Raw genomic sequence first — 25,601 nt, 5'->3', positions numbered from 1 at the left:
AATAAAACAAAAAGTCATCTAAGAATATTTTCAATATCCTTAGATGACTTAGACAAGGATAAATCCTTATCTAAATGACATTGGGCAATTAGCCACTTTTTTTATTTAGAAAATTGCACCTTAGCATTAGTATGTAAATATAATAAATTAAGAAACTTGTTTTCAAATCATTCTAATCTTTAGTTAAGTTATCCTTATTATTAATACTTAACTTTATTTTAAGATTAGAAAAAATTATTTTATCACTTCCCTACCTTGTATTCTTTAATATTTATAAAAAATAGTGATAAAATAACAACTTAAACTTATAATTTCTTAATACTATTTTATATTTTATAAAAGCGAGGATATATTATGAGTAAACTTAAAGATAAAATAACTTCTTTACTACAACCAATTCTCAATAAATTTTTAATTAAATTATTTTATAATTCTGATTTATGTGGATTAGCTACTATTGTTTTTAATAATTCTTTTAAAATCTCTTACGCAAATCTTGAATTTTTTAAGATTCTTGGATTAAAGAAAGATATTTTTAATAAAGATTGTAAAAATGATGTTCTTTCAATCATTTATAAAGAAGATATAGATTTGTTTAAGAACATTTTTGTGACTAAACATAATGTTGGAGACGATATTAAAATTGAATTTAGAATTAATAAAAATGATACTAATTTTAGTTGGCTACTTCTAATGGGTCGGTGTATATCTAATAAAAATTGCAATTATCAATTTATATGTATTCTTAATGATATAACAGAAAATAAAAATACTCATCAAAAATTAGAGATTGAAACATTAAAATTAAAAATTCAATTAGATCCTCTAACTAAGTTATATAATAAAACCGCAAGTAAAGTATTAATTGAAGACTTCTTAAAAAGTAATACTTTAACCTCACATGCTCTTATGATTATTGATATTGATAATTTTAAATCTATAAATGATAATTTAGGTCATATGTTCGGTGATAATATCTTATTAAAAGTTTCCGATACTTTAAAATCTTGTTTTGACAAAGATGACATTGTTGGACGTGTTGGAGGCGATGAATTTATTGTATTTTTTAAAAACATTATTAATACAGAAATGATTACCACTAAGGCTTATACAGTTTGTAATTCTATAAAAAATATATATATAGATAAAAGTCATAGTATTTCTTGCAGTATTGGAATATCTATTTATCCAAATGATGGGATTGCTTATTATGACCTTTTTGAAAAATCTGATCATGCTCTTTATTTAGCTAAAAGATATGGTAAGGATTGCTTTGAATTCTATGATAAAAATAAAATAGATGTTTTTAAAGAAAGTGATATCTTCAATTTTCATTCAAAAAACAATTTGTACAACAGATATAATAACACTTTTAAAAATAAATTAATTTCATACTCATTTGATATACTCTCTGAAACTAAAGATATCGATGATGCTATAGTTTTGATTTTATCTAAAATTGGGGAGTACTTTAATTTAAGTAGAATAAGCATACTAAAATATTCCTCAGAGGATACTAATTTTAATATTACGCATGAATGGTGTAATTATGAAATACCTTGTTATAAAAATGAGCTGAAAAATTTATTGTTTAATGATTGGCTATATTATTTTTCTATCTTTAATAATGATGATGTATTTATTTGTAACGATTATTCAAATTTAATTCTGCCAGAAAAAAATAAAAAGCTTTATGATAAGCTTAATGTAAAATCATTTTTACAATGTCTTATAAAAGATAATGAACAGTATAAAGGATGTGTTAACTTCTATAATTCCTATGAAAATCATTTTTGGACTGCAAATGAAATCAAGTTGTTTACTACAATAACAAAAATAATAGCTTCTTATTTGTTGAAGATACTCACTACTCAACGTCTTGAAGAAGAAAAACATTTTTTCCAATCCATTGCCAAAAATCAAAATCTATATACCTATGTTTTAAAAGATGATAGCTATGAGCTATTATATATGAGTCCTAATTTAAAAAACATCTTTCCAAATGCAAAATGCGGTGAAGTATGTTATAAAGCTTTTTTTAATAGCGATATTCCTTGTATGCATTGTCCATTATCTAAATTAAATTATGATAATAATACTAATACAGTTGAATTTTTTAATCCAGTACTCGAAACTTGGATAAGTATGACAGCTTGTAAAATAACCTTACCTAAAAATATTCAAGCAAGACTAATGTATTTTTCTGATATAACAAATTTTTTAGATAGAATTATCTCTAAAGACTCTTTAACAGGCTTAATGACATTACCAAAATTCGAAGTAATGGCTAATGAACTATTAAATAAGTCAAATAATAAATATGCACTTATATGTTCAGATTTTGATAAATTTAAATATATAAATGAGACTGCTGGTTATGCTATTGGAAATAAAGTTTTAGTTAAATTTTCTTATCTTTTATCTACACTTCTTGACAAAGATGAATTAGTATGTAGAGCTTCTTCTGATAATTTTTTAACTCTTATAAAATACACTGATATTGAAAAATTTAAAAATAGACTTATAAATTTTAATAATGAAATATTAAAGTTTCAAAAAGAAGAATTTAATCATATAAAAATCTCTATAATTAGTGGGATTTATTTAATAACTAATGTAAATGATAGCTTAGTTTCAATGATTGACAAAGCGAATATAGCTCGAAAAACTATTAAAGGTTCACATAAAAGCCAATTTGCATTTTATGATTCTAAACTTCATATAAAAGCTACTGAAGAAAAAAAGATAGAAAATCGTATGATTGATGCCTTAGATAACAGAGAATTCGTAATATATTTACAACCCAAAATTCAACTTTCTACAAAAAAATTAGTTGGCGCTGAAGCTCTTGTACGATGGATTACCCCTGATAATGTGATTTTTTATCCCGGAAAATTCATTCCCTTGTTTGAGAAAAATGGATTTATTGTTGAGTTAGATTTTTATGTTTATGAAGAAGTTTTTAAAGTTCTTCGTAATTGGATGGATAATAAAAAGAGACTGCTACCGATTTCTATGAATGTATCAAGAGTTCATATAAATAATGATACTTTTATCTCTAGATTAATCACTCTAATTAAACAATATAGTATTCCAATAAATTTAATAGAGCTTGAACTTACTGAAAATATTTTTCTTGATAATATAAAAGAAGTATTAAGTAAAATAACTGAATTAAAAAACCTTGGATTTACTTTTTCAATGGATGATTTTGGGGCTGGATATTCTTCTTTAAATCTTTTAAAGGAACTTCCTATAGATGTTTTAAAATTAGATAAAAGCTTTTTTCCTAACAACAATGTAAGTGCTAATGAAAAAATAATCGTATCTAATATTGTAAAAATGGCTAAAGATCTTAATATTTCAGTTTTATCTGAGGGAGTAGAAACTCAAGCTCAAGTAGATTTTTTAACTCAGATTGGATGTGATATGGTTCAAGGATACTTTTTTTCAAAGCCTATACCAGTTGATGAATTTGAAAAAAAATTTAATCCTTAAATATCTAAAAATAATTTATCCTTAATAAAGTGTAACCTTTATAGTAGATATAAAAATTCTTATATGATTTTTAGCTACTATAAGGGTTTTTATTTGTGAAAATACAGTAATTGCAGTAAAATTTAAAATCAAAAATAAATATTTAATATCTTTGAAATTATGTTTTTTCTATAATATAATTATTTGTACAGACTTTTTAGGAGGAATATATTAAATGCAAAAACTTCTTAGTAAAATGCGACAAGCAATAAATGATTTTGATATGATTCAAGATGGAGATAAAATAGCTGTTGGACTCTCTGGCGGAAAAGATAGCTTAACTCTACTATATCTTTTAAATACATACAAGAATTTTTCACCCCAAAAATTTGAGCTTATAGCAATTACCTTAAATCCAGGTGGTGTAGACAATTCTCCCCTATACACATTATGTGAAAATTTAAAAGTTCCTTTTTATGAAATACAAACAGATATAAAAAAGATTGTGTTTGACTTAAGGAAAGAAAAAAATCCTTGTTCTTTATGTGCAAATCTTAGACGTGGTGCTTTGCATAATAATGCAGAAAAATTAGGTTGCAATAAAGTTGCGCTTGGTCATCATAAAGATGATGCTTTGGAAACTCTTATGCTATCAATGTGCTATGAAGGAAGAATTAACTGTTTTTCACCAAAAACACTTATGCATAAAAATACTATAACATTAATAAGACCAATGGTTTATATAGAGGAGCACAGCATTAAAAGTGTTGTTAAAAAATTTAATTTTCCAGTTATAAAGAATCCATGCCCTGCTGATGGTAAAACCAAAAGACAGGATATAAAAGAATTGATTGATGAACTTAATAATAAAATGCCAGGTTTTAAAAAGAACCTTTTTGGTTGTTTAAATAATTCAGATCAACTTTTTATCTGGAATAAAGATTTAATTAAATAACTAAAAAATAGGTATCTAAAAATTATTTTTAGATACCTATTTTTATACATAAACATTTAACTCTAATTATATTATTTGTAGGCTATACATATTAAATCTTATTTTACTTTAAGCTCACTATACTTTCTATTATATCTTTACGGTCTTTATTCATAGAAATAAATGTATTAAAATCAGATGCATTTTCATTCAATGATATATCTGTTGGACCACCTATAAAATAAGTATCATCATTTACAGTAACATAGTTTTCAACATCAATCGTATCAAACATACTTGGATCTAATGAATCATCTTGCTTAATTATAAGAAAAAATAGTCCTGATTTTGGGTCAATGCTAGAATCAGATGATTTAAAATAAACAGCTACTGAATTGCTTTCTTCTATAATCCTATATTTGTCTTTCCAAGTATCTGGAAAAGTCATTGAAAATCCTAAATTACTTTTAAATATTAAATTACCTTTAGAATCTTTTTCAATATTCTCCTTATTTTTATCATTTACGATTTTGCCACTATCACTTTTTTCTTTATTTTCTATACTTTCTTCACTAATAGTTATCTCTTCTTTATTTGCGTTATCATTAGTAGTTTCACTAGTTTCTATATTAGGTTCTTTTTCAATTGAAGTTGGAGTTGTCATATGAGTATTATTGTATATGTATAATATACCTACAATTAAAACTGAACTTGTGACTATTGCTATTGTTTTCATTTTTTCCCTCATAAAAATCTCCCCTTTTATTAATTTAATGTTGCAATACCCTATTACCCTTTTTCTAAAACATTTCTTTATTTACTCTTGTTATATATATACATTATATCATAACTAGAGAACAACAATTCTATTCATTAATTTTTAGTATGATTTACTCTTAATATAAAAACAAAATATATTTTATTCCCTTATAAATACATAATACACTTTTATCTTACACATATGCATTTTATCTTAATAGTAATTAATATATATTTATGCTATAATCTTCAAAATGATATTATTATCAAATTATTTAGATTTTAGTATTGAAAATTTTACTTATATTTTTGTTAAAACTCAACAAATTATATTATACATATGGGGGATATTTATATGACTACTTATAAATCTATTAAAAAATCATTCTTTTTATTATTAATGTTAAATTGTTTAATCTTATTAAATGGTTGTAATAATTCAAAGAAAAGTACCCTTGAACCTTCACCTGCTAAATGGGCTTTAGAACAAAGCGTTGGTGTAGATATGGTAACACTTGATTATGCATCTGATGATATAATAATATTTCATGATTATTTTGGACTTTTTATTTATGATTTAAATGAATTACAAATTATTAATAGTATTGATTTACAAGAAATTGACTGTTCTATGACCCAAGGCGATGAATATTGTGAAGTAACAGTTAGCAATGATGGACGTACTATTCAATTACATAATATTAACAGTGCTGATATGTATTCTTATTCTGTATATACAAATACCTTACAAAAAACAAAATATAAGGATATGAAAAATTCTTTCAAAGATAAATTAGTGCCAATAGAAAAAGTTATTGATAATCCTAACGAAAATTTTAGTCATGAAGCGATTCTATTTGGAGCTAATGATTATGGATATATAACTACTTATGATTTTACAATTGGAACGTTAGATTATGTTCGCAATGATACAGCATATTCACTATTTAGTTTCGAAAAATAATAAAAGACTAAATAGATTTAAACAATTAAAATATTATATTTAAAATATTGGAGGAGCATATGATATTTAAAAAAAATACGCAAATAGTTGAATTTGTAAGACGTCCAAATAGATTTCAAGGATATGTTATTATAGATGGAAAAGAAGAATTAGTGCATGTACCTAATACAGGTAGATGCAAAGAAATATTAATACCTGGTTGCAAAGCACTAATAAGAGAAGAAAATGGTCCAAATAGAAAAACTAAATTTAGCTTAATTGGTGCATATAAAGGTGACAAATTAATAAATATTGATTCACAAATACCAAATAAAGTTGTTGAAGAAGCTCTTATTAATAAAAGAATTAAAGGACTAGAGAAATATACAAAAATCTCTAGAGAAAAAACCTTTGGAAATAGTAGATTTGATTTTAAATTAGAAGATTCTTTAAATAATGAGTATTACTTAGAAGTAAAAGGCGTCACCTTAGAGGAAGATGGATTTTGTAGATTTCCAGATGCCCCAACTGAAAGAGGAACTAAGCATTTATTAGAACTAATAGAAGTTAAAAATAATAATATGGGAGCTGGTGTTCTTTTCTTAATTCAATTAGATAATGTAAAAAGTTTTTCACCAAATGATGATACTGACCCTAAGTTTGCCAATGCACTTAGAAAAGCTAAAACTATGGGTGTAGATATATTTGTATATGACTGCACATTAGGAGAAACCTTTATTGAACTGTCCAAAGCTGTTGAATTAAAATTACAAACATAACTAAAAAAAACATGGAGACTGTATAATAAACCTTGAAGTAACTTAAGATCTATTATATAGTCTTATAATTTATACATCTACAAATATTAACTATTATTATCTTTACATTTTAATATATTATTACAAATACAGTCTTCTGTCTCGGTAACTATATTCATTAAAAACAAAACCAATTTATTACAATTTACACTATTTAATTTGTAGTGATTCCATATTCCTTCTTTTCTACAATCCACTAATCCACACTCTATCAATACCTTCATATGATGTGATAATGTCGGTTGAGTAAATTCAAAATTCTCTAATATATTACAAGCACATTTTTCTCCACAAGAAAGTAAATCTAATATTTTTATTCTATTTGGATCACTTAATGCTTTAAATATTTTTGAATTTAATTCATATTTTGTTTCCATAACTCCTCCTAGCATAGATAAATATCTATATATAGATTAAATCACTTTATGTTTAACGTCAATAACTATCTATAATTACACTTGTATCATTATAATTATATGGTAACATTTTACCCTATCTATTTTTGCCATTTCATGCCTTTTTATGTTATAATTAAACTATATTTTAATTATAAGTATAATTTTCAATTTAATGTAAAATAGGAGGACTTCAATGTGCTTAAAATTGCCTACTTAGCTGATTATAAAGAAAATACAGAAACCATAATTGATTGGTTATGGAATGAATTTGGAAATGAAACAAATCGTGATTTTTTTGAAAGCATTATAAATCATAGTTTTAAAAAAAACAGTTTACCTTTAACATTTATTGCTCTTTCAGATAATGAATTAGTTGGCACTATTAGTTTGTGGAGAGCTGATTTAGTGAGTAGACAAGATTTATATCCATGGTTATCAGCATTGTATGTAAAAGAAAATTATAGAAATAAAGGTATTGGTCAAAAATTACAAGACTTTGTACTAACTTACTGTAAAAATGCTGGATTTTCTAAACTCTTTTTATATACAGATATTGATAACTATTATGAGAAAACAGGTTGGAAGCATTTTGAAAATGGTGCTGAATACTCTGGAGATTATATTAAAATATACAAAAAAGAGTTATAAGAAAATCTTATAACTCTTAAAAATCACAAATTATCTTCTATTGTTTTGTTCTTTTTTAGCTCTTCTACAAGCTGCGCATCTTACTGGATCGTTAGAAAATCCTTTTTCTTTGTAGAATTCTTGTTCTCCTACTGTAAAAATGAATTCTTGACCACAGTCTTTACATACGATTGTCTTATCTTCCATATTAAATTCCTCCTTATTATTTAAAGATTCCTACTGACTCATATAATTCTCTAAAAGGAGAAATCTATTTATCTTAACAAAATCTTTATATATTACTAATTCAGTATAACACTGTTTAGGCAAAATTGCAATGTTTTTTATCAAATATATATTTTTTAACATCATAAAAAACCACCCATTTAGAGTAGATAATCATTTACTCTAAATAGGTGTATTGGATGTTTATTTATTATCTTTTATTGGTTTTTTTAATACTGAAAGTATTATCATACCTACTACTGCACCCGCTGCTATTGCTCCAATATAACCTAATTTATTACTTATAATACCTATTACAAATAATCCACCATGTGGAGCTCTTAAAGCACACTCAAAGAACATTGATAATCCACCAGCAACTGCTGAACCAACTACACAAGCTGGTATTACTCTTAATGGGTCTGCTGCTGCAAATGGTATTGCTCCTTCTGTTATAAAAGATAAACCCATTATATAGTTAGTAAGACCTGATTGTCTTTCCCTTACTGTATATCTATTTTTAAAGAAAGTAGTACTTAATGCTATTGCAAGTGGTGGAACCATACCACCAGCCATTACAGCTGCCATTATTTCAAAATTGCCACTTGCAAGTGATGCTGTACCGAAGACATATGCTGCTTTGTTTACAGGACCGCCCATATCAACTGACATCATTCCACCTAATACTATACCTAAAAGAACTTTACTAGTTCCACCCATTGAATTAAGTCCATTTGTAATCATAGTATTTAAAGCACCTACCGGTGGATTAACAGCAAACACCATAATTGCTCCAATTAGTAATATACCAAAGAAAGGATATAATAATACAGGTTTTAAACCTTCTAAGCTCTGAGGTAATTTATCGAATAATTTCTTTAATAAAACAACTAAGTAACCAGCTATAAATCCTGCAAGTAATGCACCTAAGAATCCTGATCCGCCTTTATTAGCTAATGCTCCACCAACAAAACCTACTGCTAGTGCTGGTCTATCTCCAATACTCATTGCAATGAATCCTGCAAGCACTGGAAGCATAAAGTCAAAAGCTGTTCCACCTACTGTTTTAAAAAATGCTGCAAGTGGTGTATTCGTACCAAAGTTGCTTGGATCAATACTATAATCATCAAAAAGGAATGCTAATGCAATTAATATACCACCACCAATTACAAATGGCAACATATGTGATACTCCATTCATAAGGTGTTTATAAATTTGACGACCTATGCTTTCATTTTCTATATTCTCTGTTTCAGCACTGCTATTACCATTATAATGATATACAGGTGCATTTCCACTTATAGCTTCATTGATTAATTCTTCTGCTTTATGTATTCCATTGGCTACTTTAGTTTTTATAACTCTTTTTCCATTAAATCTACTCATTTCAACATTTTTATCTGCTGCAATTATAATACATTCTGCTTCTTCAATTTCTTTTTTAGTTAAAACATTTTTAGCTCCTCCAGAACCATTAGTTTCAACTTTTATCGTAATGCCTAAATCTTTACCCTTATTTTCAAGACTTTCTGCTGCCATATAAGTATGTGCTATTCCCGTTGGACATGCTGTAACAGCTAGAACTCTATATCCACCATTATTTGAAGTTTTTTTAGTTTCTTTAACTTCTTCAGGAAATTTTTCACTTTCTTTTTCATCTATTAGTTTTAAAAATTGATCTTTATCTTTACAATCAATTAAGCTATCTTTAAATTTTTCATCCATTAATATAGTAGATAATCTAGCTAAAACTTCTAAATGTAAATTGTCACTATTATCTGGAACTGCAATCATAAAAAATAATTTTGCTAAAGATCCATCTAATGAATCATAATCTACTCCATTTTTACATACTGCTGCAGCTAATGAAGCTTTTTTAACAGCATTAGTTTTTCCATGTGGTATAGCTATTCCATCACCAATTCCTGTTGTACTTTGTGCTTCCCTTGCTATAATAGCTTTTTTATACTCTTCTTTGTTATTTAAATTGCCTGTTTTGTCCATCAAGTTTACTAGTTTCTCAATACATTCATCTTTAGAAAATGGATTGAAGTTTAACTCAATGCCTTGTTTTTTTAATAAATCAACAATTCTCATTAAATATTCCTCCTTACATTTTTACATTTTAGATAATAGTTTTTCTACTTCTTCTTTTGTTGCTAATTCATCAGAAAATGCGCTTGCACTACCTGTTGCAATTCCCATTTTAAATGCTTCTTTTATATCATTATTTTTAATATATCCTGCTAAAAATCCTGCTACCATAGAGTCTCCAGCTCCTACTGAATTTTTCAATATTCCTTTTGGCACCTCTCTTTTTATGGGTTGTCCATTTTCAGGTAATAAAATTGCTCCTTCTCCAGCCATTGAAATCAATACATTTTTAGCTCCCATTTCTTGAAGCTTTTTACCATAAGTTATTATGTCTTCATCATTTTTCAGCTCAACATTAAACATTTCAGCCAATTCATGATGATTAGGTTTTATTAAAAATGGCTTATACTTTAGCACCTTTAAAAGTAAATCTTTAGTTGCATCAACTATAAATTCTACATTCTTTTCCAATAGGTTCTTCATTATATTTTGATATATATCATCAGGAACGCTGTTTGGTATACTACCTGACAATATTAAATAATCTCCTTCTTCTAAATCAGAAAGTTTTTCATATAATTTATTTAAATCATCATTTGTAATTTCTGGACCTGCTCCGTTTATTTCTGTTTCTCCATTACTTTTTAGCTTTACGTTAATTCTTGATAAACCATTTTTTAATTTTATAAAGTCACAATCAACACCGTGATTTTTAACTTGTCTTTCTATTTCATTTCCTGTAAAGCCTGCAACATAGCCTAATGCCGTATTCTCTATACCTAAATTATTTAAGACTATAGAAACATTTATTCCTTTTCCTCCTGCATAAACTTCTTCATCATTACTTCTATTTAATGAATCAACTTTAAAATTATCAACTTTTACTATATAATCCAATGAAGGATTAAGAGTTATTGTATTAATCATTTTTACTCACCTCTATTACATTAGTATCATATATAATATCTAAATTTTTTATTCTGCTTGTAATTAATGTTGCATCTTTTATTGTCCCAAAAGTTATAAAACTAACCTCATCTAATTTCGATTCATCGCATAAAACAAATGCTTTATTGCATCTTTTTATCGCCTCTGCTTTTACCATAGCCTCATTTACATCCGGCGTTGTATATCCATTTTTATTACTTACACCATTTGTACCAAAAAAACCTTTTGTAAAATTATATTTTTTTAAATCTTCTACAGTTATAGGTCCAACAATTGCTTCAGTAACAGCTTTTAATTCTCCACCCAACATTAAAGTTTTTATGTTTTTTTCTAATAATTTTTTTGCATGAACTATAGCATTTGTAACAACAGTTATATCTTTTGCTTCTATAAATGATATTAAAGCTTCTGTTGTTGTACCAGCATCTAAGTAAATTAACTCTCTATCTTCTATTAAATTAGCTGCATATCTTGCTATTTCAATTTTCTCATCTGCATTTAATGATTTTCTAACATTTACTTTATAATCATGTTTTGCTGTACCTTCACTTATTAATGTTGCTCCTCCATGAATTTTTTTAAGCAATCCTTCATTATGAAGATTATTTAAATCTCTTCTTATTGTAGATTCAGAAGCATCTAGTAATTTAACTAGTTCAACAACTGAAATTATTCCTTTTGTTTTTAGTTCTTGAAGTATTATATTGTATCTTTCTTCTGTAAACATTCTCACCACTCCATATCTTTATAATAAACTATTTGTTTTTAAAAATCAATCATTTTAGTTCAAATTAATTTAAAATCAATCAAAAACATTTATATTTTTAACTAAAATATGTTTTTAAAGTATAATTATTACATGGTTTTGATCGTTTATAACTGTTTTTGATCCAACTCTATTCATTTTCAGCCATATTTATATAACTATTTTTATATTCACTCATAATATAATATCATTTTTAACAAATATTTCAAAACTAATCATACTATTCCATAAAAAAAATTTACCAAACCATACCTTGTTATTTAAAAGTTTAGAGATAATAGTTTGAATTTAAATCCTCAAATGTTATATATAATTTTTTATATAAAAAGGGATGTATCAAATTTTGATACATCCCTTTTATTAAAACTAAAGCTTTGTAAAAATCGCAGTAGTACCTAAGGATAATTTAGTCAAATGTATGAATACAACTCTCCTTTTGTAAGAAAATTATATATTTCATTTTCATTTAAATATACATCACCTATAAGCCCATGTGCTCTATAAAACTCATTATGATTATGAAAATCTGATCCTGCTGTATAAAGAATGTTCTTATTTTTAGCTACTTCCAAAAAATATTTTGTATCTTCATCTGTATTGCTAAAATACTTAGCCTCTAATCCATCAAAATCTAATTTTATAATTTCTTTAAAATCATTTCTATTGATAAGTACTGGATGCGCAAGTACAACTGTCGCTCCAAAAAATTTTAATATTTTAATTCCATTATCAACCGATAATCCATCGCCTTTATTGATTTCTATATATCTTCCTAATACTTTTTTTATATTATTTATCTTATGATTTTTCACATCTTTTAAAATCTTAACAAGAAGTTCATCTTTATAACTCTCATCTTTAAAATATCCTAAAATATGAACTCTACTTCCATTTTTATGTTTAGTTGAAAGTTCAACTCCTGGAATTACTTTAACTCCTATTCTTTCCCCCTCTAATATAGATTCATCTATACCACAAGTATTGTTATGATCTGTTAAAGAAATTATATCAACACCTCTTTTTTTAGCAAAATTAACAACTTGTTTTGGGGTATAACCACCATCTGAAGATGTTGAGTGAATATGAAAATCTCCTTTTTTATACATCTGTAACTCCTTTAAAATGTTATACCACATTTTATTGTATGAAATTTATAATATAATAGTTATTTATTATTTTCATATCAGGTTATTCTTTAAGGTCATGTTGACATATGCATAATTAAAGCTAGATGGTGTAAGATAACCTTAAAAATCAAATATATTACACATAATACTTAATCTAGACTTAATTTACAACACTCTTAGATCTCCAAGTCCCTCTTCTCCATCTTATGTAGAAAATTAATCCTCTTAAACATTCATCACACATCATTGCAATCCATATCCCTCTAAGTCCTAATCCTAAAACTATTCCGAAAACATAAGAAAGTCCTGTTGCTACAATCCACATTGATAAAACTCCTATAAATATAGGATATTTAATATCACCAGCTGCCTGCATACCTCTTATTATTACAAGATTAAAGGATCTTCCAAACTCCAATAATACATCTATAAATAAAACTTGTTTTCCTAATTTTAAGATTTCAGGATTAGATGTAAATATACCAAGCAAATTATCACTAAATATAAATAACACTATTGAAACCCCTACTGAAATAAATGCTGCTGGTCTTAATGTCTCCAAAACTTTCTTATAGGCTTCATCTTCCTTATTAGCACCAATAAGATACCCAACTCTTATTTGATTCGCTTGCGATACTGCTGATCCATATATGAAAGAAAACCAAACCAATATTCCAACATATGCTTTTGTTGCAACAGAGCTTGTACCCATCATATTTATAAATGTTAATATCACCATTTGTGAAAAATTATATGATACTGATTCACCTCCAGATGGAAGACCAATCATCATTAACTTTTTAAATATTTCTTTAGGAAATGGATTTAAGTGTTTTAATGATACTTTTTGTTTTATATTTTGTTTAAATATGTATATTATAACTATAACTCCTATAAGTCTGCTTAATACACTTGATATAGCAACTCCTTCTACTCCAAGCTTTGGTATCCCAAATGCACCACTTATAAAAAGAAAGTTTCCTAATATATTAACTATATTTACTATTGCAGAAACATACATTCCTTGTTTCATTAAACTGTTACTTCTTAATATTGCTGAATAAGTCATAAATATAGCTTGTAAAAATATTCCTCCACCAATTATACTTATATATGTTTTAGCATCTATAAGCAGCTCACTTGGCATTCTTAGCCACTTAAAAAATATACCATTGAAACATAATAACAATATGCTTATTAAAATACTAAATACTAAGTTAGAAAATACAGCTACAGAATATATTTCGGAAACCTTTCCATAATTTTTTGCACCTAAGTATTGAGATACAAGTATTGTTGTTGCCATAGTAATAATACTAAAAGTAATAAGTAAGAAATTCATAATCTGATTTACATTTCCTACAGCAGCAACAGAATTTTCTGATACTCTGCTTAACATAAGTTGATCCACGTTACTTACAAGCATCTGCAAAATAAGTTCTATAAAAATAGGCCATGTCAATTTAAATAACGATGTTGTTCTTTCAGTTGTCCTCTCTAATGTGTTTATGCTACTCATTTTTTCTCCTTTCCCTTCACAAAAATCCTTCTTGTTGTTGCATTTATTTCTATTGTATAAATATTATTTTAAAACACAATATTTATACGACACAAAACATGGCAAAATTTAAACAAATCATTGCCATGTTTTATATTACATCCCTTAATATCATTAATCAATATAAATATAAAATAATCAAAACTCTAGTATACTTATTTATCTTTTATATAAGTATAAATTACCATTCTGAGGTGTATGTATCATTTTGCCTTTAAATCCTCTTTTCCTCAATTCCTTTTGAAGAGTATACATGAAAAATCCATGAGTGACTATTAAAATATTCTGTGATCCTTCTTCTTTTACTTTTTCTTCTAAAAAATCAAGAAAATTTTTAGCATTTAATTCAGTTTGTGTTTTTAATTCCTCTTGAGAAGAATGATTAAAATACCATGCAAACCTTGCACTTATTGCCCAGAACCAATATGGTAACTTTAAATTACTTTTAAACAATGGACTTATTGGAACTTCCCTTATTAAATCATTTTGAACTATTTCTTTAAAATATATATCTTTGGCAGTTGTTATTGCTCTACTTAAAGTACTACTATAACATTTATCCCAAGCTATTCCTTGAAGTTCTACATCATTTCTTATAACATCACTAGTATTGTAAGCAGTTTCCCAATCCTTAAACTCTTTTGATGTCATAAGAAATTTTCTTTTATAATTAACTTTAAAATGTCTTACAAGTCCTATTCTCATTCCTATACCTCCACCAACTTAATTACATAAATTAACTTTAGTATACTATATAATTTATGTACTATATTTAATTCCATCAATAAAATATACTTATATCAACTTAATGCTAAGCATTAATCTAAATACTTCTATAAGATCAACATAAAATATTAACCTTTCTTCATACTATTTATTAATATTTCCCCAATGTGTTAAAATTTATAGTCTATTATACAGCAATTTTTTTTAACTGTTTAATAGTTCATATATTTTTAAGTATTATTTAATAATATTTATATAAATATATTTATTTTGGGCATTCATAAGTTCAATTACTCTGTTCACTTTGCTTATACATATATAAGCATTTTGATAAAACATATCCTTAAAATAAAGCAAAAAAAAGTGTTCCAAATATATTTGAAACACACACACTCAAAATAATAAAATTAAAAATATAAATTTTCACCATAAAATATATTAACTATTTATTTCCTAGTCATATTTATAATGAACATGTAATAGTTCTTTTGAACGTTCCTTTAATAGTCCATTATATAAAGATATTAGTACCGGATTCTCTTGACTTCTCTTTATTTGCGTAACCTTATCTACTTTATAAAGACCTTTAGCTCTTTCTTTCTTTCCTTCTTTTAAACTAAAAGGTTGTCCTGCTCCAGCTACACATCCTCCTGGGCAAGCCATAACTTCAACAAAATCAAACTGTTCTTCTCCATTTTGAATCTTATCAATTAGGTTTTCTGCATTAGCAAGTCCACTGACTACTCCTATACGCAGATTCTTTTCTCCAAATGGAACTTCACAAACCTTTACACCTTCCATTCCACGAACACCAATAAATTCTATTTCTTTTAAAGCCTTTGAGCTCTTATCTTCAACTACCCCACGGATTACAGCTTCTGTTACACCACCTGTAACTCCAAATATAACACCTGCTCCTGAGTATAAAGAAAATGGCATATCTGAAGATTCTGGTTCAATCTTATCAAATTGAAGTCCAGCTTCGTTAATCATCTTACATAATTCTGTTGTTGTAATTACATAATCAATATCCTTAATTCCATTTCTTATAAATTCTTCTCTAGCTGCTTCTGCTTTCTTAGCAGTGCATGGCATAACAGCTACTGATATAGTTTCTTTTTCGTCTAAAGCATCTTTTTCTTTAAAATACTCTTTTATTACTGATCCAAACATTTGCATAGGTGACTTACATGTAGAAACATACTTCATAAGTTCTGGATGTTTAGTTTCCACATATCTTACCCAAGCTGGACAGCAAGAAGTAAATAAAGGAAGTTTATCATCTCCCGATTCTAATTTTTGTAAAAATTCATTAGATTCTTCTATTATTGTCATATCAGCTGTTAATGAAGTATCATATATTTCATCAAATCCTAATTTTCTCATTGCAGCAACTATATTGTCCATAACGTTTTCTCCAGGTTTTATTCCAAATTCTTCACCTAAAGCAACTCTTACTGCTGGTGCAACTTGAGCTACAACTCTTTGTTTAGGATTATATAGCGCTTTCCAAACTGGCTTTATATCGCTCTTTACAACAATAGCTCCTGTTGGACATACATTAGCACATTGTCCACAATTTACACAATCTGTTTCTCCTAAACATTTACCAAATGCCGGACTAACAACCATATTAGAACCACGATATGCAAAATCAATTGCTCCAACATTTTGTATTTCATTACACATTCTAACGCAATCTCCACATAATATACACTTACTTGGATCACGAACTATTGATTTAGATGAAGTATCTAATTCAATTTTTTCATTTTTATTTTTAAATCTAATAGTCTTCACTCCAAAGCGCAAAGCTAATTCTTGAAGTCTACATTTTCCACTCTTTTCACACACAGTGCAATCTCTGCAATGTGATGCCAATAAAAGTTCTAATATCATCTTACGATGCTTATGAAGTTTAGGCGTATTAGTCTTAATTGACATTTTATCCTTAGGTGGCGTAGAGCAAGAAGCTATAATTCCTCCCCATTCATCTTCAACCACACACATTCTACAAGCTCCATAAATAGATAGATCAGAATAATAACAAAATGTAGGTAAGTCAATTCCCGCTTTTCTTACTAAATCTAAAATATTTTTTTCCTTATCAAATTCTACCCTGTTACCATCAATTATCATATATTTTGACATAAGTTTATACCTTCCTTTCACTAATTCATACGTTGTGAGCTATTAAACTAACTGGATTGCTTTAAATGCACATCCATCCATACAAGCACCACATTTTATACATTTTGATTGATCAATGGTATAAGGTTTTTTTATTTCTCCTTTAATAGCTCCTGCTGGACACATTCTAGCACATTTAGAACAGCCTTTACATTTATCCTTATCTATTTCATAAGACATTAAAGATTTACATACTCCGCCTGGGCATTTTTTATCTACAACATGAGCTATATATTCTTCTCTAAAGTATTTCAAAGTACTCTTTACTGGCAAAGATGCACTCTTACCAAGACCACAAAGCGCTGTCGCAGATATAGTATCTGATAATTCTTCCAACATATCTAGGTGTTCTAATGTACCTCTTCCTTCTACAATGTCAGTTAAAATTTCTAACATTCTTTTTGTACCTTCTCTACAAGGTATACATTTACCACAAGATTCATTTTGAGTAAAATTCATAAAGAAACGAGCTACCTCTACCATACAACTTTTATCATTCATTACAACTAATCCACCACTACCAATCATGGCTCCAACTTTTTTAAGTGAATCAAAATCTAGTGGTAATTCTAAATGATTTTCGCCTACGCAAAGACATCCACCAGATGGTCCTCCAATTTGAACTGCTTTAAACTTTCCTTCTTTTACTCCACCACCAATATCAAATATTACCTCTTTTAATTTTGTTCCCATAGGAACTTCTATTAAACCTGTGTGTTTTACATTTCCAGTAAGTGCAAAAGCCTTAGTTCCATAATTCTTTTCAGTACCAATACTCTTATACCACTTTGAACCTTTATTAATGATGCTTGGAACATTACAAAATGTTTCAACATTATTTAATACAGTTGGTTTTTCAAATAATCCCTTTTCAACAGTTCTAGGTGGTTTAACTCTTGGCATACCTCTATTTCCTTCTATTGACGCTGTAAGAGCACTTCCCTCACCACAAACGAATGCTCCTGCTCCTTGACTTATATGTAAGTCAAAATCAAATCCAGAATTTAAAATATTCTTTCCTAAAAGTCCCACTTTAGTAGCTTGATCTATAGCCATTTGCAATCTTTTAACTGCAAGTGGATACTCAGCACGAACATATATATAACCATAATTTGCTTTTGTTGCAATTCCAGCTATAAGCATTCCTTCAATTACTCTATGAGGATCGCCTTCCATCATACTTCTATCCATAAATGCTCCTGGATCACCTTCATCACCATTACATACTATATATTTTTGTTTTTCAGCTTGTTGTAATACTTGAGACCATTTTCTTCCTGTTTGGAAACCACCGCCTCCTCTTCCACGAAGATAAGATTCTGATATTTCATCTACAACTTCCTCAGGTGTCATATCAAAAAGTGCTTTCGCAACAGCAGTATATCCGTCAGCTGCTAGATATTCTTCAATAGACTCTGCATTTATATGTCCACAATGTTCTAATGCAACACGTGTTTGTCTTGCATAAAAAGGAATTTCTTCTTGCTTGCTATAGCTTTTCTCTTCATTTTTATAAATAAGATGTTCTATTACTTCATTGGAAATTATGCTTCTTTCAACAATTTCTTCACAATCTTCTAATTTAACTTTTATATATAATATTCCTTCAGGTTCTATTCTTAAAAGTGGACCCATTTCACAAAATCCATGACATCCGCTCTTCTTTAAACCAATACTATCATCATGAGGTTCTTCTTCTAATGAGATAGTAACTTCAAGTCCTCTTTGTTCTATTAACTCTTTTAATCTATCATAGATTTTTAAAGAACCACTAGCTACACAACCAGTTCCACCACAAATTAATATTTGTTTAGATTGTTTACCTAAAGCTAACTTACATTTTTCTATTGAAGAGTTCAACTCTTCCCTAGTGTTAATTCTCATTAGATGCTTCCTCCTTTAACTGTTTTATTATGTCTCTAGCCTTTTGCTTAGTCATACTAGGATGTACTACATCGTTTACAGTACAGACCGGTGCTAACCCACATGCGCCTAGACAAGATACAGTTTCAACTGTAAAAATCATATCATCTGTTGTAACTTTACTTTCTGAAAGTCCTAATAATTTTCTGAATTCTTCTAATATAGGTATAGATCCCCTTACATGACATGCAGTTCCATCACAAATTTTTATTACGTATTTTCCTTTAGGTTGTAATGAAAAATTTTCATAGAAAGTTGCAACACCATATATTTTTGCTTCACTTATTTTTAAGTGTTTTGCAATATAACATAGTGCTTCCTTTGGCAAATAACGATATTGTTTTTGAACTTCTTGCATTATAGCAATAACTGACGACTTTTGATAATTATGAGAAGCTAAAATGGTATCTAATTCTTTCATTTCCTCTTCTTTTAATATCACTTGTCCCACCCCCATATATTATAAATTATTATAAAAATAAAAAATGATTTATTATAATATGCTTGTACATATTTATAATATATAATCACTTTTATTAACAAAATAATATATTATTTTTTTATTTTTTAATACCACCTTCTTTAAATGACTATCATTCATGCGTATATTATATACTATGATATTTATTTATATTCTTATATATATTAAAACACATATTTCACTTATTTGTAAGATATTTTTATTATTTCTTACATATTAAATTAATGTAATTATTAAAAAAAATAAACGAAAAAAGTAGTTTATTTTTTGTCTTCTTTGAATATAAAATTGATTGTTTTCAAAACTAAATAATCATATGTCTTAAAATTCTGTCTATAATCTTCAATTTATATTATTATTTAAAATCAATTACATAATTTAAGTATAAAAAACTAGTTATAAGAAAAATATATTATAAAGATTTAATTTTAGTTATAAGATAATTCTACTTTAAAAGACATATTAAAATTCAATTAAAATAGGTGAAGTATATGAATATATATTTAATTTTAACATTAATTCTTTTCATAATTAATTCTATATGTGCAGTCTCTTTAGTATTTATTGAAAAAAGAGATACAACAACTATTTGGGCATGGCTTTTAATCCTTTTTATTTTTCCCTTTTTAGGATTTATGCTTTATTTATGTTTTGGACAAAACATATCTAAAAAAAAGATTTTCAGCAAAAAAGCTGTCATTGATAAAAAAAAGATTAAAAAATTATTAGCTGATTTAAATAAAGATTTGCATAATGAAGTTGCTGAAGAATATATAGATCTTATAAAAATGAATTTTTATGCTAATGATAGTATTTATACAAAAGAAAACGAAGTAAAAACCTACATTAATGGAGAAAATAAATTTAAAGATTTAATGTGCGATATTAAAAATGCTAAATCCTTTATAAATATTGAATACTATATTTTTAGATTTGATACTCTAGGCTCTAAATTAATAGAATTATTAAAAGAAAAAATTAATGAAGGTATTGAAGTTAGATTATTAGTTGATGGTATGGGATCTAAATCATTAACAAAAAAGCACATAAAATATATTAAATCTTGCGGAATAAAATTTTCAGTTTTTTTTCCTAATATAGCTCCATATATAAATCCACGTCTGAATTATAGAAATCACAGAAAAATAGTAGTTATTGATGGAGATACAGGTTATGTCGGTGGTTTTAATGTTGGTGATGAATATATAAATAAAGGAAAACAATTTTCTTTTTGGAGAGACACTCATATAAAAATTATAGGTGCTGCTGCATTAGAATTAAATAAAAGATTTGCTCTTGATTGGGAATATGCTGCAAAAGAAGATATTTACGATATACAATTAAAAAAAATCACATTTTCTTCAAAAGGAAATGTGGGTATACAAATAGTCTCTTCTGGTCCAGATAATATGGAGGAATACATAAGAAATTCTTATTTAAAAATTATAACAAATGCAAAAAAAACTCTCTTTATACAAACACCTTATTTAGTGCTTGATCATCCTATGATAGAAGCTTTAAAAATTTCAGCATTTTCTGGCGTTGATGTAAGAATAATGGTTCCAAATAAAGCTGATTACTTTTTTATGAGTTGGGCTCTAAGTGCCTCAATAGGCAATCTTATTAAATCTGGTATTAAATTTTATAAATACAAAAATGGCTTTATTCATTCTAAAACTATTGTTTCAGACAGTTCAGTATGTAGCATTGGTACTGCTAATTTAGATATAAGAAGCTTTAAACTTAATTTTGAAATTAATGCTATAATTTATGACTCTAAAATAGCAAAAGACTATGAAGATATATTTTTAAAAGACCAAAATGTATGTACACTATTAACGCTTAAAGAATATGAAAATAGAGGACATCTAATTAAAATATTAGAATCTATTTCTAGATTAATATCACCTATTCTTTAATAATAATAAAATTTTAATTATTTTTTTATTATTTTTTCTAAATTTTATGTTACACTATATTTTATTATACTGTAATAAAATACATAAACTTTAGAAAGGTGACTCAAAATGAAAATTGATATTGATAAAAAATTATTTAAATATGGATTATACATTACTATTACAGCTGTTACTATATATATTGCCTTTGCAATTCTTTTTAATATAGGTAACATTTTAGGAACTACTTTTCATGTTATAGAGAAAATACTTTCATTAATAAAACCTTTGTTAATAGCTATTTTAATTACATATATTTTATTTCCTCTTACTAAAGGTATAGAAAATTTTCTAAAAAATAATAAGATATATAAGATAAAAAATAAAGGCACTTACCGTGCACTAAGCATTATTTTTTCTTACCTAGCAATAATAGGAATAATATTAGGACTTCTTTGTGGTATTTATTTTATGATTGGTGGACAATTATCTAAAAATATTAGTATTTCTAATATAGTAGAATATATATCTATTTATTTAAGTACACATTCATTTTCTAATTCATCAATCAGTTTAGCATTAGAAAATTTAAATTTACCTTTTTTAAATGCTATAGAAGATCATATAGTAGTAGTAGTTAACTTTATTCAAAATTATATTACAAATAATATGGGGAAAATGGCTTCTTTTGCAGTATCTATAGGAAGTGGAGTTGCTACTTTCTTTATTGCATTAGTTATTAGTATTTACCTTTTAAAAGATCATGAATATTTTATTAATCTTTGGAATAAACTTTATTACTTAATCTTCAGAAATAGTAAAGTTGGTAAGAAAATAAATTACGTATTTTCAACAATACATGAGGTTTTTGGAAAGTTTATTCGTGGCCAATTGCTAGAAGCATTCTTCGTAGGAATCTTATCAGCAATAGCTTTATCTATTGTTGGAATAGATTACGCTTTTGTTATAGGTATAATAGTTGGATTATCAAATCTTATTCCTTATGTAGGTCCAATAGTTGGTACTATTTTAGCTGCCATAATGGGCTTATTAAGTGGTACACCTATAAAAATAGTTTATGCTATTATTGCTATGATTATTGTTCAACAAATAGATAATAATCTTTTAGCACCTAAAATAGTTGGGAATAGCGTAGGATTGCATGCTGTATTTACAATGCTTGCAATATTAATAGGTGGAAATATTGGTGGACTCTTTGGAATGTTACTTGCAGTACCTTTAGCTGCTTCATTTAAAGTTTTATTTAATAATTGGTACACAAATTATATGAAAAAAGAAAACTTAAAAGTAAAATAATGATTTTAAAGAAAAAAAGATATCTTAGATTTTCTAGATATCTTTTTTTCTTTATTTCATACTATCAACTACATCTTAAAACAGATAGAATTTTTATTATAAATTTTCTTCATAGAATGTGAATAGGTCATTTAAATATTCTTTTAATATTTCATCTTTTTCTCTAAATATTCCATGCTTAGATCCTTCAAAAAATACCTTATCACAATTTTGAGCATATTTTGCAAATTTGTTTTGTCCACCTGATTTTACAAAATCATCTTTATCAGCTTGCATTAACATTACAGGAATTTCAACCTTTGATGCATTGTCTTTATCTGTAATTTCTTTAGTAGCATATATTGATGCTTGAAGCCAATTATATGAAGCTCCACCTCTTTGTAGATCTTCATCATTGCTTACTATATTATGATAATATCTACATCTAGCATCTGATGATGTATCAGAACTTTTCAAACTATACGTGTCATCATATTTACCTTGTCCAGCAATATATTTATCACCAAATGATAATGCTACACTTGTATTAGCTATTAATTTAGCTATACTTGATGGTACTTTGCCAGTATTAATTTCTAACATAGGTGAAGTTAATACTACAGCATCAAAATATTCTGGATATTCTTCTAAAAATTTGCTTCCTATTCCACCCCCCATTGAATGTGCAAACAAAAATACTTCTTTATCATTAGAATTAGGCATAACTACATCATCCATTAATTCTTTTAGATCTAAAACATAATGTTCAAAATCTTTTACATTTATTTGACTCTTATCTTTAACTCCAAGAGAACCTGACCTTCCATGTCCCCTATGTTCTATTCCAAAAACCGAATATCCTTGATTTAGAAAATAATAAATCATTTCATTATATTTTTCTAATGATTCTGAAAATCCATGACTTATTACAACATTAGCTTTTGAGTCATTTAATTTATACATCTCATAATATATATCAACGCCTTCTTGTCCTTGTACAAAGCCTGTCTCTTTTATGTCATCAATATATGGTTCTACTACGTTCTTCATTTTTTCTTCATAGTCTTCTTCTAATACATAGATACTTTCTAGTGAAGCTTTATCAAAAGCAAAAACATGTTGATATGGCAATTCAAAACATAGAGTCATTAACACCACCATAGTAAAAATAGCAATCGTTTTTTTAATATTTTTGCACATTAAAATTCTCCTTTTCACTAATTATTTTTAGTTATAACTATTTATGTAATCGATTACTTTAATTGTAAACTGAATTTTTATATTTAACAATATCAAAATAAATATTTGTGACTTTCATATTTAATTTATATTTTAAATTATAAATTAATAGAAAATTTTATTTATTTTGATAATTTTACTTTCCATGTAAAATTATGTATTGAAGTTTATTCTAATAGTTAATTACACTATATTTAATATATTATTTTTTGTTTAAAATTACATTTTTTTATTTTTTATATGTATATAATTAAAATATAAGTCAATAATTAAAATATCATAACAATCTTCTCAATATACATAATACTCTATTTAATATAATTTTTTATATTAAATAGAGTATTATTTTTTCAGATAATCTAAGTTAATAGTACTATTATTCTAATTTATATAATTTTATCTATAATTAAAGTTCAAAGTCAGAAGATTGACTTTGTTTATATACCTTATCATAAACATTTTTTCTAAAGTAAATAAATTCATCATTACTTACTTTAGATGGGTATGTCATTATCTTTAATGGTAATAATTCATTTCCTATTTGTAATGGTAGCTGTATATAATCAAACTCATTTAATTTAAATCCTAATCTTTTATAAAATTCAATTCTACGTATACATATATCATCATTAGGAAATTCCACCTCTAGATAAATAGGCTTGTTCGAATTATTTATATATTCTTTTAGCAAGTGAGTTCCCATACCTTTACCTCTTAAGATTCTATCTACTGCAAAATGTTCTATAAAATTAAACTTCTCAAATTCCCATGTTGCTATAAATCCAACAACATTTCCACTATGGTCTTTGACTCCATATACTTTATATAAATCATCATCAAAAATTTCTTTTTGACCTTCTCTGCTTCTTCTTTCTATATTAGGAAAGGACTTATCTAATAAGCAAAAAAAGCTCTCAAAATCATCCTTTTCAATTCTTTCTAAATTCTTAAACATAAATTTCTCCTCCAATAAATTCAAAAATACCATATCTTATTTTAATTATAACTATATTTTAAATATATGTTAATATATGAATAAGCGAAGTGGACGAAGTAATTAAACTTAGGAATACTAAAATGAGTATAGTCCTATTTTAGCTTGCTCCCAATATAAAATTGAGACAAGCAGTAAATATGACAATACTCATTAAGGATTCTCAAAGTCCAATTACAA

The 25,601-nt window shown here is 26.6% G+C and carries 21 protein-coding genes; 7 read left to right on the top strand and 14 right to left on the bottom strand.

Annotation, left to right across the window (positions count from 1 at the left end; all coding sequences use genetic code 11):
- The first annotated feature begins 354 nt into the window (after nucleotides 1-354).
- Together RGC78_RS14105 and RGC78_RS14100 are read left to right on the top strand one after the other, a co-directional pair.
- On the top strand, nucleotides 355-3,498 hold the full coding sequence (locus RGC78_RS14105) for a bifunctional diguanylate cyclase/phosphodiesterase (RefSeq protein WP_252232265.1): 3,144 nt from the start codon (nucleotides 355-357) through the stop codon (nucleotides 3,496-3,498).
- Between the two features lie 214 nt (nucleotides 3,499-3,712).
- Nucleotides 3,713-4,432, top strand: coding sequence for a tRNA 2-thiocytidine biosynthesis TtcA family protein (locus tag RGC78_RS14100; protein WP_252213521.1), 720 nt, complete (start codon nucleotides 3,713-3,715; stop codon nucleotides 4,430-4,432).
- Between the two features lie 103 nt (nucleotides 4,433-4,535).
- Here RGC78_RS14100 and RGC78_RS14095 read toward each other — a convergent pair whose 3' ends face one another.
- Entirely contained in the window at nucleotides 4,536-5,159 is a 624-nt protein-coding gene (locus tag RGC78_RS14095) for a hypothetical protein (protein ID WP_252213520.1), read from the bottom strand.
- 366 nt (nucleotides 5,160-5,525) lie between these two features.
- Here RGC78_RS14095 and RGC78_RS14090 point away from each other — a divergent pair, with 366 nt between their 5' ends.
- Both RGC78_RS14090 and sfsA read left to right on the top strand, forming a co-directional pair.
- Nucleotides 5,526-6,134 carry a hypothetical protein gene (locus RGC78_RS14090; RefSeq protein WP_252213519.1) on the top strand — a complete coding sequence of 203 codons (609 nt, stop codon included), beginning with the start codon at nucleotides 5,526-5,528 and terminating at the stop codon, nucleotides 6,132-6,134.
- Nucleotides 6,135-6,193: 59 nt separating this feature from the next.
- On the top strand, nucleotides 6,194-6,892 hold the full coding sequence (sfsA, locus tag RGC78_RS14085) for a DNA/RNA nuclease SfsA (protein WP_252213518.1): 699 nt from the start codon (nucleotides 6,194-6,196) through the stop codon (nucleotides 6,890-6,892).
- An 86-nt stretch (nucleotides 6,893-6,978) separates the two neighbouring features.
- Here sfsA and RGC78_RS14080 read toward each other — a convergent pair whose 3' ends face one another.
- Nucleotides 6,979-7,308: an ArsR/SmtB family transcription factor gene (locus RGC78_RS14080; protein ID WP_252213517.1), complete on the bottom strand. Its 330-nt coding sequence runs from the start codon at nucleotides 7,306-7,308 to the stop codon at nucleotides 6,979-6,981.
- Between the two features lie 216 nt (nucleotides 7,309-7,524).
- On the opposite strand from RGC78_RS14080, the gene RGC78_RS14075 reads away from it, so the two are divergent.
- On the top strand, nucleotides 7,525-7,977 hold the full coding sequence (locus RGC78_RS14075) for a GNAT family N-acetyltransferase (RefSeq protein WP_252213516.1): 453 nt from the start codon (nucleotides 7,525-7,527) through the stop codon (nucleotides 7,975-7,977).
- 30 nt (nucleotides 7,978-8,007) lie between these two features.
- On the opposite strand, the gene RGC78_RS14070 is transcribed toward RGC78_RS14075, so the two are convergent.
- The 10 genes from RGC78_RS14070 to RGC78_RS14025 all read right to left on the bottom strand — a co-directional run bounded on the left by RGC78_RS14070 (nucleotide 8,008) and on the right by RGC78_RS14025 (nucleotide 19,955).
- Nucleotides 8,008-8,163: a zinc-ribbon domain-containing protein gene (locus RGC78_RS14070; protein WP_003374574.1), complete on the bottom strand. Its 156-nt coding sequence runs from the start codon at nucleotides 8,161-8,163 to the stop codon at nucleotides 8,008-8,010.
- Between the two features lie 222 nt (nucleotides 8,164-8,385).
- The gene (locus tag RGC78_RS14065; protein WP_252213515.1) at nucleotides 8,386-10,278 is read right to left on the bottom strand and encodes a PTS fructose transporter subunit IIABC; all 1,893 of its coding nucleotides are present in this window, start codon (nucleotides 10,276-10,278) and stop codon (nucleotides 8,386-8,388) included.
- 21 nt (nucleotides 10,279-10,299) lie between these two features.
- Nucleotides 10,300-11,202 carry a 1-phosphofructokinase gene (gene pfkB / locus RGC78_RS14060; RefSeq protein WP_252213513.1) on the bottom strand — a complete coding sequence of 301 codons (903 nt, stop codon included), beginning with the start codon at nucleotides 11,200-11,202 and terminating at the stop codon, nucleotides 10,300-10,302.
- Nucleotides 11,195-11,950 carry a DeoR/GlpR family DNA-binding transcription regulator gene (locus tag RGC78_RS14055; RefSeq protein ID WP_252213511.1) on the bottom strand — a complete coding sequence of 252 codons (756 nt, stop codon included), beginning with the start codon at nucleotides 11,948-11,950 and terminating at the stop codon, nucleotides 11,195-11,197. Before RGC78_RS14055 ends, pfkB begins: the two co-directional genes overlap by 8 nt.
- A gap of 449 nt (nucleotides 11,951-12,399) precedes the next feature.
- Nucleotides 12,400-13,095 carry a PHP domain-containing protein gene (locus RGC78_RS14050; protein ID WP_309556840.1) on the bottom strand — a complete coding sequence of 232 codons (696 nt, stop codon included), beginning with the start codon at nucleotides 13,093-13,095 and terminating at the stop codon, nucleotides 12,400-12,402.
- Between the two features lie 181 nt (nucleotides 13,096-13,276).
- Entirely contained in the window at nucleotides 13,277-14,635 is a 1,359-nt protein-coding gene (locus tag RGC78_RS14045) for an MATE family efflux transporter (RefSeq protein ID WP_252225913.1), read from the bottom strand.
- Nucleotides 14,636-14,833: 198 nt separating this feature from the next.
- Nucleotides 14,834-15,379 (bottom strand): histidine phosphatase family protein, encoded by a 546-nt coding sequence (locus RGC78_RS14040; RefSeq protein ID WP_252213505.1) that lies wholly within the window; start codon nucleotides 15,377-15,379, stop codon nucleotides 14,834-14,836.
- 474 nt (nucleotides 15,380-15,853) lie between these two features.
- A complete protein-coding gene (locus RGC78_RS14035) occupies nucleotides 15,854-17,551 on the bottom strand; it encodes a [FeFe] hydrogenase, group A (protein WP_252213504.1) in 1,698 nt (565 codons plus the stop codon).
- Between the two features lie 42 nt (nucleotides 17,552-17,593).
- Nucleotides 17,594-19,474: an NADH-quinone oxidoreductase subunit NuoF gene (locus tag RGC78_RS14030; RefSeq protein WP_252213503.1), complete on the bottom strand. Its 1,881-nt coding sequence runs from the start codon at nucleotides 19,472-19,474 to the stop codon at nucleotides 17,594-17,596.
- Nucleotides 19,464-19,955, bottom strand: coding sequence for an NADH-quinone oxidoreductase subunit NuoE family protein (locus RGC78_RS14025; RefSeq protein WP_252213502.1), 492 nt, complete (start codon nucleotides 19,953-19,955; stop codon nucleotides 19,464-19,466). Before RGC78_RS14025 ends, RGC78_RS14030 begins: the two co-directional genes overlap by 11 nt.
- 530 nt (nucleotides 19,956-20,485) lie before the next feature.
- Here RGC78_RS14025 and cls point away from each other — a divergent pair.
- Nucleotides 20,486-21,913: a cardiolipin synthase gene (gene cls, locus RGC78_RS14020; protein WP_252213501.1), complete on the top strand. Its 1,428-nt coding sequence runs from the start codon at nucleotides 20,486-20,488 to the stop codon at nucleotides 21,911-21,913.
- Between the two features lie 108 nt (nucleotides 21,914-22,021).
- Nucleotides 22,022-23,209: an AI-2E family transporter gene (locus tag RGC78_RS14015; protein WP_252213500.1), complete on the top strand. Its 1,188-nt coding sequence runs from the start codon at nucleotides 22,022-22,024 to the stop codon at nucleotides 23,207-23,209.
- A 96-nt stretch (nucleotides 23,210-23,305) separates the two neighbouring features.
- Here RGC78_RS14015 and RGC78_RS14010 read toward each other — a convergent pair whose 3' ends face one another.
- The gene (locus RGC78_RS14010) at nucleotides 23,306-24,388 is read right to left on the bottom strand and encodes an alpha/beta fold hydrolase (RefSeq protein ID WP_252213499.1); all 1,083 of its coding nucleotides are present in this window, start codon (nucleotides 24,386-24,388) and stop codon (nucleotides 23,306-23,308) included.
- A 445-nt stretch (nucleotides 24,389-24,833) separates the two neighbouring features.
- Nucleotides 24,834-25,382 (bottom strand): GNAT family N-acetyltransferase, encoded by a 549-nt coding sequence (locus tag RGC78_RS14005; protein ID WP_252213498.1) that lies wholly within the window; start codon nucleotides 25,380-25,382, stop codon nucleotides 24,834-24,836.
- Nucleotides 25,383-25,601: the final 219 nt, after the last annotated feature.

The organism is Clostridium aquiflavi, from assembly GCF_031344075.1.
In the GTDB taxonomy this organism is placed as follows: domain Bacteria; phylum Bacillota; class Clostridia; order Clostridiales; family Clostridiaceae; genus Clostridium; species Clostridium aquiflavi.
The sequence above is the reverse complement of the archived record's forward strand: the minus strand, read 5'-3'. Positions and strand labels throughout refer to the sequence as shown.

Coding starts and splice junctions, on each gene's coding strand:
- RGC78_RS14090 (WP_252213519.1), top strand. CDS start 5,526: ATGACTACTTATAAATCTATTAAAAAATCATTCTTTTTATTATTAATG.
- RGC78_RS14095 (WP_252213520.1), bottom strand. CDS start 5,159: ATGAGGGAAAAAATGAAAACAATAGCAATAGTCACAAGTTCAGTTTTA.
- RGC78_RS14100 (WP_252213521.1), top strand. CDS start 3,713: ATGCAAAAACTTCTTAGTAAAATGCGACAAGCAATAAATGATTTTGAT.
- RGC78_RS14010 (WP_252213499.1), bottom strand. CDS start 24,388: ATGTGCAAAAATATTAAAAAAACGATTGCTATTTTTACTATGGTGGTG.
- cls (WP_252213501.1), top strand. CDS start 20,486: ATGAATATATATTTAATTTTAACATTAATTCTTTTCATAATTAATTCT.
- RGC78_RS14050 (WP_309556840.1), bottom strand. CDS start 13,095: ATGTATAAAAAAGGAGATTTTCATATTCACTCAACATCTTCAGATGGT.
- RGC78_RS14065 (WP_252213515.1), bottom strand. CDS start 10,278: ATGAGAATTGTTGATTTATTAAAAAAACAAGGCATTGAGTTAAACTTC.
- RGC78_RS14080 (WP_252213517.1), bottom strand. CDS start 7,308: ATGGAAACAAAATATGAATTAAATTCAAAAATATTTAAAGCATTAAGT.
- RGC78_RS14105 (WP_252232265.1), top strand. CDS start 355: ATGAGTAAACTTAAAGATAAAATAACTTCTTTACTACAACCAATTCTC.
- RGC78_RS14005 (WP_252213498.1), bottom strand. CDS start 25,382: ATGTTTAAGAATTTAGAAAGAATTGAAAAGGATGATTTTGAGAGCTTT.
- pfkB (WP_252213513.1), bottom strand. CDS start 11,202: ATGATTAATACAATAACTCTTAATCCTTCATTGGATTATATAGTAAAA.
- RGC78_RS14055 (WP_252213511.1), bottom strand. CDS start 11,950: ATGTTTACAGAAGAAAGATACAATATAATACTTCAAGAACTAAAAACA.
- RGC78_RS14040 (WP_252213505.1), bottom strand. CDS start 15,379: ATGAGAATAGGACTTGTAAGACATTTTAAAGTTAATTATAAAAGAAAA.
- RGC78_RS14015 (WP_252213500.1), top strand. CDS start 22,022: ATGAAAATTGATATTGATAAAAAATTATTTAAATATGGATTATACATT.
- sfsA (WP_252213518.1), top strand. CDS start 6,194: ATGATATTTAAAAAAAATACGCAAATAGTTGAATTTGTAAGACGTCCA.
- RGC78_RS14070 (WP_003374574.1), bottom strand. CDS start 8,163: ATGGAAGATAAGACAATCGTATGTAAAGACTGTGGTCAAGAATTCATT.
- RGC78_RS14035 (WP_252213504.1), bottom strand. CDS start 17,551: ATGTCAAAATATATGATAATTGATGGTAACAGGGTAGAATTTGATAAG.
- RGC78_RS14045 (WP_252225913.1), bottom strand. CDS start 14,635: ATGAGTAGCATAAACACATTAGAGAGGACAACTGAAAGAACAACATCG.
- RGC78_RS14030 (WP_252213503.1), bottom strand. CDS start 19,474: ATGAGAATTAACACTAGGGAAGAGTTGAACTCTTCAATAGAAAAATGT.